The sequence below is a fragment of the Actinocrispum wychmicini genome (assembly GCF_004345645.1).
Taxonomy (GTDB): domain Bacteria; phylum Actinomycetota; class Actinomycetes; order Mycobacteriales; family Pseudonocardiaceae; genus Kibdelosporangium; species Kibdelosporangium wychmicini.
The window spans coordinates 193732-204950 of record NZ_SLWS01000003.1 but is presented as its reverse complement, the minus strand read 5'-3'; the positions used below and the strand labels follow the sequence as shown (position 1 = coordinate 204950).

The window sequence follows — 11219 nt, the reverse complement described above, 5'->3', positions numbered from 1 at the left end:
TCGGCAACATCTCGAAAGGCAGTCATCGATGTCTGTGCGCGCCCGCTGGACGGTGACCGCCGTCCTGGTACTCGCGGGCGTGGCCGGTTGCGGGACGGCGTCATCGCAGCCGTCCGCCGGTTCGGTCACGGTCAAGGACTGTCAGGGCAAGGACATCACGTTCGCGGCCGTCCCGGCGCGGGCGGTCACGATCGACGGGTGGGCCGCGCAGGTGATGGCCCGGCTCGGACTGGCCGACCGGATCGTGGGCACCGGCTTCGCCGGACCGGTCAGGGCCGAGCAGGAGCCGTTCCGCGGGCAGTTGGCGACCGTGCCCGTGATCACGGACAAGATACCCAGCACCGAAAGCGTGGCGGCGCTCGCACCGGACGTGGTGTTGACCGGGTTTCCCGACTTCGGCGGCCCGCCTGGCACGCCGACCGAGGCGGACCTGGCGGCCATGAAGGCGCCCGGCGTCGCCGCGTGCGTCAACACGAAGGCCGGGCCGATGACCGACCTGTCCGCGATGTACGACTACCTGGCCAGGGTCGGCCGGGTCTTCCAGGTCGCCGACCGTGCCGACCAGGTCATCCGGGAGCTGAAGGCCCGCGAGGACACGGTACGGGCGAAGGCGGGCCCGCGGACGCGAGTGTTGGCGCTGGCCGACAACCCGGTGGTCGGGCAACCGGTGAAGGCGCTCGGCGGCGCGACCCCGGTGAACGCGTTGATCCACCTCGCCGGCGGGGTCAACGTGTTCGACGAGGTGCCGTCGATGCACGCCGACGTGTCCCCGGAAAAGATCGCGGCACTCGACCCGCAGGTGATCTGGGTGGTGACCGACCTCAGCTTCGCCAAGGCCACCGGCCGGGAGTTGGTCGACCAGATCTCCGCGAACCCGCTGCTGGCTACGACCAGCGCGGTCCGCGACAGGCGGATCCTGTCGACCTCGCAGTACGTCGTCGGCTTCCCCACGCCGTTGACCATCGACGGACTGGAACAGATCGCCGCCGGGTTGCGCGGATGAGGACCGCGTTGGGGGTGGCTCTCGTCGTCTCGGTCCTGGTGGCGATCGGGATCGGACCGGTCGGCGTGCCCGTGGGCGAGGTGGTCCGGATCATCGTGGACCGGCTGGGCGGAGGCGGCGGGCACGGCCCGACCGACCTGATCGTCTGGCGGTTGCGGGTGCCCCGGGTGCTGATGGCGGCGGTCGTCGGCGCCGGGCTCGCCGTGGCCGGTGCCGTGGTGCAGACGGTCGTGCGGAACCCGGTCGCGGATCCGCATCTGCTCGGGTTGTCGTCGGGCGCGTCCGTCGGCGCGGTGATCGTGCTGACGAGCGGTTCGGCTCTGTTGGGCGTCGTCACGCTGCCGTTGGCGGCCTTCGCGGGAGCCACGCTGGCGATGGTCGTCGTCCTGGCGATGGCGCAACAGCGAGGACGGTTGCAGCCGCTGCGATTGGTGTTGGTCGGCGTGGCGTGCGCGTACCTGTTCAGCGGCATCACGTCGTTCATGCTGGCACGGACGAACGACACCGCGGCGCAGCAGCAGATCATCTTCTGGCTGCTCGGCGGACTGTCCGGCACCCAGTGGGAGTCCTTGCCGATTCCGGCGCTCGTCCTCGTAGCCGCGATCGTCGTGCTGTTGGCGACCGCGCGGCGGATGAACGTGCTCGTTCTGGGCGACGACGCCTCCGCCGCACTGGGTGTCGACGCGGTCCGGCTGCGGTGGCGGCTGCTGATCCTGACCACTTTGCTCACCGGGACCGTGGTCGCGGTGTCCGGTGGGATCGGGTTCGTGGGACTGATCACCGGACACCTGGCGCGGATGCTGGTCGGCGCCGACCATCGCCGGATGTTGCCGGTCACCGCGGTGCTCGGCGCGTGCTTCCTAGTCTGGGCGGACGTGCTGGCCAGGATCGTGATCGCACCGGCCGAGCTGCCGGTCGGCGTGGTCACCGCCTTCCTTGGCGTACCGATGTTCCTGCTGGTGATGCGGCGGGCCGGACACCGGTTGGAGCCGGTGTCGTGAGCCTGCGGATGGAGAACGTGAGCGTCTCGATGGGCGGCCGGCGGGTGCTGCACGACGTGTCCGTGGACGTCCTAACAGGACAGTTCGTGGCCCTGGTCGGCCCGAACGGCAGCGGGAAATCGACCTTGCTGCGCGCGATCTACCGGGCGAAACGGCCCGATCACGGACGGGTCCTGGTCGACGGCGACGACGTGTGGCGCTCGGACGCCCGCGCCGCCGCCCGCCGCACCGGGGTTCTGTTGCAGGAACAGCATTCCGGGTTCGAGTTCACCGTCGCCGAGACGGTCGCCCAGGGCCGGACCCCGCACCTGGGCAGGTTCGACCGGCTCGGCTCGACCGACCACGAGATCGTCCACGACATCTGCGAGCGGACCGGCCTGGGTCCGCTCGCCGACCGGCGGCTGGGCGAACTGTCCGGCGGGGAACGCCAACGCGTGCTGCTCGCCCGTGCCCTGGCGCAGCAGCCGCGGCTGCTGGTGCTCGACGAGCCCACCAACCACCTGGACATCCGCCACCAGCTGGAGTTCCTGGAACTGGTCCGCGGCCTGGACATCACGGTCGTCGCCGCACTGCACGGGCTCGACTTGGCCGCCACGTACGCCGACGTCGCGGTCGTGCTGCGGGACGGGCGGGTGGTGGCCGCCGGAGCACCCACCGAGACCCTCACCGACGAGCTGCTCAGCGCCGTCTTCGACGTCGAGTGCACAGTGGACACTCTGGCCGGGCGGCCCCGATTCTCGTTCCGGCCGAGGCGGTAGCGATGTCCGAACATGTCATCGCGGTGCTGGCGCTGGACGGCGTGGTGGGCTTCGACCTGTCCATCCCGTGCCAGGTCTTCGGCACCGCCAAACTCGCCGACGGCAGCCACCCGTACCTGGTCCGGGTCTGCGGCCCACGGCCCGCCGTCAGCGCCACCGCCGGCGGCATCAGCTACTACGAGATCCTTGTGCCGTATGACCTTTCCGTCGCGGCCGAGGCGGACACCGTGATCGTGCCCGGTCTCGACGTGACGTCCCAGGTGCCGCCCGAGGTTCTCGACCTGCTGCGCGGCAGCCAGGCCAGGATCGTCTCGATCTGCACCGGCGCCCGCGTCCTGGCCGAGGCCGGGCTGCTCGCCGGCAAGCGGGCGACCACGCACTGGCGGGCCGCGCCGGAACTGGCCCGCCGGCACCCGGATGTCCTCGTGGACGCCAAGGCGCTGTTCACCGGCGACGGCCGGATCTACACGTCCGCGGGGGTGGCCGCCGGGCTGGACCTGTGCCTGCATCTGATCGGTCGCGACCACGGCGCCGCGGCCGCGGCGACCGCCGCGAGCATGGTGGTCATGGCCCCCACCCGCGAAGGCGGCCAGGCCCAGTTCATCGCCGACGCCCAGCCACCCGACGACAGCGGTTCGCTGGCCGAGACCCTCACCTGGATCCAGGCCAACGCGGGCGAACCGCTGACCGTGGCCGACATCGCCCGGCACGCCGCGCTGAGCGTCCGTACCCTGACCCGCCGGTTCCGGGAGCGCCTGGGCACCAGCCCGCAGAACTGGCTGCTGCAGCAACGCCTGCACCTGGCCCGAAAACTGTTGGAGACCACGGACCTGCCGATCCCGCAGATCGCCGAACGCGCCGGCTACGGCTCGGCGAACGCGTTACGCGCGCACTTCGCCCGGGACCTGGCCACCAGTCCGCAGCGGTACCGACACGGCTTCCAGCACCAGGGCTGATCGCGGATCTCGCTCTGGCCCCCTTGGTTGGATAGTCTCTGACGTCCGGTTTGTCTGCCAGCCCACCAGGAGTGAGGCCATGGCTCGCATTCTCGTCGCCACGACACCGAGCGACGGGCACGTCAACCCTGTCCTGCCGATAGTCGGCGAACTGTCCCGCCGGGGACACGAAATCCGCTGGTACACCGGCGCACACTTCCGACGGAAGGTCGAGGGCGCCGGTGCCGAGTACCTGCCGATGCGCGAGGCGTACGACTTCGGCGGAAAGAACCGACACCAAGCGTTTCCGCACCTCGACGGGCTGCGGGGCGTCACGATGTTCCGGGAGGTGATCGACGCGGTCTTCGTCCAGACCGCGCCGGCGCAACACCGTGACCTGGTCCGGATCCTGGCGGACTTCCCCGCGGACGTGCTGATGGCCGACGAGATGTGTTTCGGCGCTGGGCTGACGCACGAGATCACCGGCTGCCGGCACGCCATGGTCGCGACCTCGATCTACATGTTCGGGAGCAGGGACACCGCCCCGGTCGGGCTCGGGCTGCGGCCGTCCGCGTCGCCCGCCGGCCGGCTGCGCAACCGGCTGCTCGCCTTCGGCGTCGAGCACTTTGTGCTGCGCGGGCTGTGGCGACGAGTCGACGGAATGCGTGCGGGGCTTGGTCTTCGGCCACGTGTGCCGCACGCGCCCGGCAATGTGGCCGCGCAGCCCGATGTCTACTTGCTCGGCACTGTGCCCTCGTTCGAGTACCCGCGCTCCGACCTGTTCCGCGCCACGCATTTCGTCGGCCCGCTGGCACCGGCTCGTACCAGCGACTTCACCCCGCCGCCGTGGTGGGATGAGCTGCGTACCGACCGACCGGTGGTGCACGTGACGCAGGGGACGGTGTCCAACGATGAGCCATCACTGCTCGAACCGACAGTGCGCGGGCTCGCCGACGAGGACGTGCTCGTGGTCGCGACCACCGGCGAAACCGAACTGGCGTCGCCGCCCGCGAACGTCCGGCAAGCGGCGTTCGTGCCCCACGCCGAACTGCTGCCGCATGTCGACGTGATGATCACCAACGGGGGCTACGGCGGGGTGCAGGCGGCGCTCGCGCACGGCATCCCGCTGGTGGTCGGGGGCGAGACCGAGGAGAAACCCGAAGTGGCCGCGCACGTGGCATGGTCAGGTGCCGGCATCGACCTGCGGACCGCGACCCCATCGCCGGCACGATTACGCGCGGCGGTACGCGAGGTGCTGCGCGACCCGAGTTATCGGACACACGCGCGCCGGATTCAGGCGGAATGCGCCGAAGCCGGCGGTCCGCGACGCGCCGCCGAACTCGTTGAGGAGGTCGCGCAAGGGAACCCGCGCTAGCTATTGCCGACCCAGGCGGCCCACCACGCCCGCAAGCGCCTGGCCGGGACCGCACACCCCACATCGTCACGCGCAACGGATCCTCGTCGGCGATGACGTCGACAAGCTCGTCGGCCAGCTGCTCGATGGTCGTCATGACACCTCTGGCCCAAAACTACCTGACCAGCCGGGCCGGGCATGCTTGACTTCCGGGCATGCTGCCCTGGGAAGCCGAACTCGCCGGCCGGTTGGACCGGCACACCTTCGACTCCGTGCTGTTGCGGGACAACCACCTCGGCGATCCGCACCTGCGGCCGTTGTGGGTGTACGTCCCGCCCGGATACGACGACACGACCACCCGCTACCCCACCGTCTACGTGATCCAGGGCTACACCGGGCACTTGTCGATGTGGGCCAACCGCACCCCGTTCCGCCAGCCGTTCCCGGAGACCGCGGACACCGTGTTCGCCAACGGCACACCCGGCTGTGTCGTGGTCTACGTTGACGCGTGGACCAAGTACGGCGGCTCCCAGTTCGTCGACTCGCCCGGCACCGGGCGCTATCACTCCTACCTGTGCGACGAGATCGTGCCGTGGGTGGACGCCCACTACCGCACCATCGCCGACCGCGAGTCCCGCGCCATCATGGGAAAGTCCTCCGGCGGCTTCGGCTCGATGATCACCCCGATGCTCCGCCCGGACCTCTTCGGCGCCCTCGCCACCCACTCCGGCGACACCCTCTACGAACTGTCCTACCTCCCCGACTTCGGCAAAGCCGCCCGCGCCCTGCGGAACTACGACCACGACATCACCCAGTTCTGGCGCGACTTCCAGGCACGGCCCGCGTTCACCAAACCCGGCGACGACGTCCTGGTGGAGCTGCTCGCCCTGGCGGCGTGTTTCTCCGCCCGCGACGACGGCACCCCAGAACTGCCGTTCGACCAGGTAACCGGCGCGCCCCAACCGGAACAGTGGCAGCGCTGGCTGAACTGGGACCCGGTGCGCATGGTCGCGGACCACACAGAAGCCGTCAGGTCACTGCGCGCGGTGTGGATCGACGCCGGCACCCACGACGAGTGGTTCCTTGATCTCGGCGCCGAAGCGTTCCGCGCCGAACTGGCCACAGCCGGTGTCCCGGCCGACCGCGTCCACTTCGAACTGTTCGACGCCGGCCACTTCGCCATCGACTACCGCTACCCACTGTCCCTGGCGTGGCTCGCCGAACGCCTCGCCCGCTGAGTCACCCTCCTCTTCGGACCACCGCAGTTGACTTCAAGCGCACTTGAAGTCGCATCATCGCGACCATGAGCCACGACCCGACGGACTCGCTTGTCCGACTCCTCGACACCGCCGACACGTTGCCCGGCGCGGCCGAACTGCGCGCCCACTCCTACGACCTGCTCGGCCTCGCGCCTGGGCAGGCCGTCGTGGACGTTGGCTGCGGGGCGGGGCGGGCGGTCGAGGAACTCGCTGAGCAAGGGGTGTGCCCGATCGGGGTTGATGTCGACGAGCGGATGGTGGCGGTGGCCCGGGAGCGGTGGCCGGGGCGGGACTTTCGCCTCGCCGGTGCCGACGCCCTGCCGCTGGCCGACGGCGAAGTCGTGGGGTACCGGGCCGACAAGGTGTTCCACCAGTTGGCCGATCCTGAGGTGGCGTTGGTGGAGGCGCGGCGCGTGCTGGCGCGGGGTGGGCGGATCGTGCTTGTCGGACAGGACTGGGACGGTTTCCTCATCGATGCCGACGACCCGGAGTTGACCCGGCTCATCGTGCACGCCCGCGCCGACACCGTACCCAACCCACGGGTTGCCCGCCGTTACCGCAACCTCCTGCTGGACAACGGTTTCACCGACGTGACGGTCGAGGTGCGCACGGGCGTCATCACTGACGCGGCGATGCTCCCGATGGTCACCGGCCTGGTGGAGACCGCACACCGGAGCCGCGCGATCAGCCGCGAACAGGCCGACATCTGGACGGCGGACCAGGCCGAACGTGCCCGGACGGACCGTTTCCTGGTGGCGACGCCGCTGTTCGTCGCCGCGGCCACCGTTCAGTGACCCACGAAGAAGTGCCACCCCACCCACCACCAGGCCGCCACGAGCGCGATCCGGGTGGTCCGCCGGCGCATCACCACGGCCAGCACGCTGGTGAGCGGCGGGATCCGGCGGGGTGCGACGTGACTGGCCACCGCGAGCGCGACGGCCGCGAGGACGATGAGCCCGAAGCCGAGTTCGGTGACGACCCGGGCGGTCATGACCGCCTCGCCGCGGCGGCCGCCCGTAACATCGCCAAGCCCGCGGCCAGCCAGCCCATGAAGGCCAGTGCCTGCACGATCCGGTTGGACAACATCGGCTCGATCAGGTCGCTCATGGTCGGGTGGGTGAGCGACAACCCACCCGCGCCCTGCTCGTAGATGAACGAGATCAGCTCCCACAGGCACCAGCTGAGCCCGACCGCCGACCACACCCACGCCCGGCGCGGCACCGGACCGCCCTGGGGCAGGGACGGGTCCCGTAACTCGGCGACCAGCACCAACAGGCCGATCGCGCAGATCACCACGGCGACCGGCAGGCTGTCCCGCCCGAACGCCAACACCAGCAGGCCCAGCGCGATCACCGCGAACCCAGGCACTCGCATCGGCTGCGCCGGCATTGTGGCGTCGTCCGTTCCCCGTAGCTCGGCCAGTACGAGCAGCAGCGTGACCACCACGAAGATGACCGCGTCGGTCGGCGCGCCACGGATCCAGTGGGCCAACGCGGCCAACGGCAGCGCCACCACCGGCAGGTCGACGGTCAGCCTGCCGTTCCAGCGTCCAGGGAAGCCGAAAACCATGCGCCGCTCCTTCACGTCAGGTCCGTACCGGTCCTAACAGGAGAAGCATGCGCCACGCCAATGGATTCCCGATACGGTCACATGACCACGACGAGCCGCCGCCCGCGCAGGTCAGTCCGCTGCCACGCGGCCTCGATGTCCCGCAACGGCGCCTTCGCCAGCTCGAACGTGAGCTCGCCGGACCGCGTCCACGCCAGAACCTGCTCGTACGACGCGCGCATGGTGTCCGCGTCGAGTCCCTTGGCCGCGCCGCAGATCTCAATGCCCGAGGTGCGCAGGCTCGCCGCGGCGAGCGCGATCGAGGGCCCGGCCGACTCGCCGATCTGGATCACCCTGGTCGGCTTCGGGAACGCGAAACTGTCCGGGATCAGCGAGCGCAGCAGGATCTCGGTGGGCCGGCCCCACAGGAAGTCCACGACCACGTCGTATCCGTCCCCTTTGGCTTCGGTGAACGCTTTCGCCAGCGCGTCGTCGTCGACCGCGGTGTTGATGACCGTGTCCGCGCCGACTTCCCGCAACTGGGTGTCGTCGCGTCCGGTCGCGACGATCCGGCCGGCACCCAGCAGCCGCGCCGCTTTCACGGCGAGCCGCCCGGCGACCCCGGTGGCGCCCTGGACCAACACTGTCTCGCCGGGAACGAAACCCGCGGCGGTGCGAACGGACATCCCGTTGATGGCCGTCCCCAGCACGGTCACCACCGCGGGGTCGATGTCGGTCGGGACCGGGATGTACGCGTCGGCGGACACCACGGTCTTCTCAGCGAGCGCGCCGTAGGGATGCCGGGGCCGGCCGAACCCGACGAGCGTCCCGTCGGGGAGCTCGCCGACGCCGTCGAACGCCGGGATCACCGGTAACCGGTCGACGAACTCCTTGCTCGCGTAGTGGGTGCCGGCCGCGATCATCTTGTCCACGTTCTCCACCGCGACCGCCCGCACGTCGATCACCACCTCGCCCGCGCCGGCCACCGGGTCCGGGAAGTCCTCGTACCGGGGAACGCCGCCGACCTCGTGCAACACCGCTGCTTTCATCTGACCCCACCCAGTCTCTCTAACACCGTTAGAGAGACTCTACCACTGATAGAGTGCCGCCCCGGAGGTATGCAGAACAGTGACGTTGGATCGACAGCGGATCGTCACCGAGGCCGTGGCGCTGCTGGACGCCGAAGGACTCGACGGGGTGACCCTGCGCAAGCTGGCCGCGCGGCTCGGCGTGCAGGCGCCCACCCTCTACTGGCACGTCCCCAACAAGGCCGCCCTGGTCACCGCGGTCGCCGAGGTGATCATCGAGCGGGAGTTCCCCGAACTCACCCGGCCTCACCCGGACGAACGCTGGCAGGACTGGTTGGCGGGCATCGCCGAACGGCTGCGCCGCGCGCTGCTCGCCCACCCGGACGGCGCCAGGGTGATCTCGGCCGCCCAGCTGTCGCTCAACCTGGCGGCGATCTCCGAACTGGCGATGAGCACGTTGGTGGCCCGCGGGATTCCCTTGCGGCAGGCCAGGGTCATCGTGCTGACCGTGCAGCGGTTCACCGTCGGCTACGTCCTGGAGGAGCAGGCGCCGCGGCCGGACACGGTGGGGCTGAAGGACTTCGACATGGCCGCGTTCAGCGAACGGCACCCCACCGTGGTCGCCGCCATCACCGAGTACTTCGAACCCGGCCGGACCGTGGACGACCTGTTCACCGAGTGCCTGGCGACGGTCATCGAAGGCGCCACTGTGACGTCCCACGGCCACCATGGGTGACGAAAGGGCCATTGCTCGCGGAATTGGACCGGTGCACTGAGCTGACCGCCGCGGAAATTGTTCGACCACGACATTTCCGTGCTACTGTGATCCCGATTTCCTGAGTCGCCTTTGGCTGTCGACCGGTCTCTTTTCGGGGAGTGACAGTGGACCGTTTCTGTGATGCCGGCGTCCTGGTCGAATTTCTCGGTGACTGGACCACCGCGCACGGACCGCTTTATCGCAGGCTCGCCGGCGCGCTCGCCGGCGGCATCACCGCCGGGGACCTGCCGGCGGGCGAGCGGCTGCCGTCCGAGCGGGATCTGGCGAAGATGCTCACGGTCAGCCGCGCCACCGTGGTCGCCGCGTACGACGAGCTGCGCGGCGGCGGCCTGGTGGACAGCGTGCGCGGCAGCGGCACGAGGGTGTCCGCGGCGGTGCGGCCGCGCAGGTCCGGGGCGGATGGCCGGGTGCCCGGCGGTCGGGCAACGTCGATCTACCAGCGACTGGTGGACGGACCAGGGAAGATCATCTCGCTGGCGCTCGCGGTCGAACCGGCAGCGCCCGAGCTGCGGGACGCCGTCTGGGCGCTGGCCCGGGAGGACCTGCCCGAGCTGACGGCGGACGCGGGCTGTCACCCGACCGGCCTGCCCGCGCTGCGCCAGGCCGTCTGCGACCACTTCGACGGGCAGCTGGTGCCGACCGTGCCGGACCAGGTCCTGATCACCAACGGCGTGCAGCAGGCGGTGGGGCTGGCCGCCCAGATGTACCTGAAGCCGGGCAGCACGGTCGTGGTGGAGTCGCCGAGCTGGCCGGGCTGCCTGGACGTGTTCCGCGCGGCCGGCGCCAAACTGGTGAGCGTGCCGGTGGACGAGGACGGCGTCCGGCCGGACGCCCTGGCCAAGGCCTTCGCCGAGCACAATCCGGCGCTCGCGTACGTGATGCCGACGTACCACAACCCCACCGGGGTGCTGATGTCCGCGAGCCGCCGCCAACGGGTCGCCCAGATCGCCGCGAAGTACCGCGTGCCGTTACTGGAGGACAACGCCTACACCGGCTTCACCGGGTACTCCGGCGCGGAGACGCCGCCGCCGATCGGGGCGTACGCGCCGCGGGACGCCGAGATCCTGTCGGTCGGGTCGCTCGCCAAGACAGTGTGGGCCGGGCTGCGGATCGGCTGGGTGCGCGCGCCCGAACCGGTGATCGACCGGCTCGCGCGCTACAAAGTACGCGCCGACCTGGGCAACGCCGTTCTCGACCAGGCGCTGGCGGCCCGGCTGCTGCCGAAGATCACCGACATCGCCGCGGGCCGGCGGGAGACGTTGGCGCGCCGCCTCGGCCACCTGGCGGGCCTGCTGGCCATGCACCTGCCGAACTGGCGCTGGCGAACCCCGGAAGGCGGCTCGGCCCTGTGGGTCGAACTGCCCGAGGTGGACGCCCAGATCTTCGCCCAAGTGGCCCTGCGGCACGGGGTGGAGGTGGTGCCCGGCTCAGCGACCGACCCGAACGGCCACCACGACAACCACATCCGGATCCCCTTCACCCTGTCAGAAGCGGACATCGCCGAGCTGGTCAACCGGCTGGCGATGGCCTGGGCAGAGCTGGGGTGATCGCCAGA

At 70.3% G+C, this 11219-nt stretch carries 12 protein-coding genes; 9 read left to right on the top strand and 3 right to left on the bottom strand.

All coding sequences use genetic code 11. The features are described from left to right. The first annotated feature begins 28 nt into the window (after window positions 1-28). The 7 genes from EV192_RS15240 to EV192_RS15210 all read left to right on the top strand — a co-directional run bounded on the left by EV192_RS15240 (window position 29) and on the right by EV192_RS15210 (window position 7104). Window positions 29-1003: an ABC transporter substrate-binding protein gene (locus EV192_RS15240; protein ID WP_165960394.1), complete on the top strand. Its 975-nt coding sequence runs from the start codon at window positions 29-31 to the stop codon at window positions 1001-1003. After that, window positions 1000-2004 (top strand): FecCD family ABC transporter permease, encoded by a 1005-nt coding sequence (locus tag EV192_RS15235; protein WP_132115710.1) that lies wholly within the window; start codon window positions 1000-1002, stop codon window positions 2002-2004. Before EV192_RS15240 ends, EV192_RS15235 begins: the two co-directional genes overlap by 4 nt. Continuing rightward, window positions 2001-2762, top strand: a complete 762-nt coding sequence (locus EV192_RS15230; protein WP_243726854.1) for an ABC transporter ATP-binding protein — start codon at window positions 2001-2003, stop codon at window positions 2760-2762. The genes EV192_RS15235 and EV192_RS15230 overlap by 4 nt, the downstream gene beginning before the upstream one ends. A 2-nt stretch (window positions 2763-2764) precedes the next feature. Further along, window positions 2765-3718 carry a GlxA family transcriptional regulator gene (locus EV192_RS15225; protein ID WP_132115708.1) on the top strand — a complete coding sequence of 318 codons (954 nt, stop codon included), beginning with the start codon at window positions 2765-2767 and terminating at the stop codon, window positions 3716-3718. A 79-nt stretch (window positions 3719-3797) separates the two neighbouring features. Then, window positions 3798-5072 carry a glycosyltransferase gene (locus EV192_RS15220; RefSeq protein WP_132115706.1) on the top strand — a complete coding sequence of 425 codons (1275 nt, stop codon included), beginning with the start codon at window positions 3798-3800 and terminating at the stop codon, window positions 5070-5072. A gap of 194 nt (window positions 5073-5266) precedes the next feature. Then, window positions 5267-6289, top strand: coding sequence for an alpha/beta hydrolase (locus EV192_RS15215; protein ID WP_132115704.1), 1023 nt, complete (start codon window positions 5267-5269; stop codon window positions 6287-6289). Between the two features lie 65 nt (window positions 6290-6354). Then, window positions 6355-7104 carry a methyltransferase domain-containing protein gene (locus EV192_RS15210; RefSeq protein ID WP_207926061.1) on the top strand — a complete coding sequence of 250 codons (750 nt, stop codon included), beginning with the start codon at window positions 6355-6357 and terminating at the stop codon, window positions 7102-7104. Here EV192_RS15210 and EV192_RS15205 read toward each other — a convergent pair. The 3 genes from EV192_RS15205 to EV192_RS15195 form a co-directional block, all read right to left on the bottom strand. Then, window positions 7098-7301 carry a DUF6186 family protein gene (locus tag EV192_RS15205; protein WP_132115700.1) on the bottom strand — a complete coding sequence of 68 codons (204 nt, stop codon included), beginning with the start codon at window positions 7299-7301 and terminating at the stop codon, window positions 7098-7100. The genes EV192_RS15210 and EV192_RS15205 overlap by 7 nt on opposite strands. Then, window positions 7298-7879 carry a hypothetical protein gene (locus EV192_RS15200; protein ID WP_132115698.1) on the bottom strand — a complete coding sequence of 194 codons (582 nt, stop codon included), beginning with the start codon at window positions 7877-7879 and terminating at the stop codon, window positions 7298-7300. The genes EV192_RS15205 and EV192_RS15200 overlap by 4 nt, the downstream gene beginning before the upstream one ends. A 77-nt stretch (window positions 7880-7956) precedes the next feature. Beyond that, complete coding sequence (locus EV192_RS15195) at window positions 7957-8907, bottom strand: quinone oxidoreductase family protein (protein ID WP_132115696.1); 951 nt, start codon at window positions 8905-8907, stop codon at window positions 7957-7959. A gap of 79 nt (window positions 8908-8986) precedes the next feature. Here EV192_RS15195 and EV192_RS15190 point away from each other — a divergent pair, with 79 nt between their 5' ends. Then, on the top strand, window positions 8987-9622 hold the full coding sequence (locus tag EV192_RS15190; RefSeq protein ID WP_132115694.1) for a TetR/AcrR family transcriptional regulator C-terminal domain-containing protein: 636 nt from the start codon (window positions 8987-8989) through the stop codon (window positions 9620-9622). 146 nt (window positions 9623-9768) lie between these two features. After that, window positions 9769-11211 carry an aminotransferase-like domain-containing protein gene (locus EV192_RS15185; RefSeq protein ID WP_132115692.1) on the top strand — a complete coding sequence of 481 codons (1443 nt, stop codon included), beginning with the start codon at window positions 9769-9771 and terminating at the stop codon, window positions 11209-11211. Window positions 11212-11219: the final 8 nt, after the last annotated feature.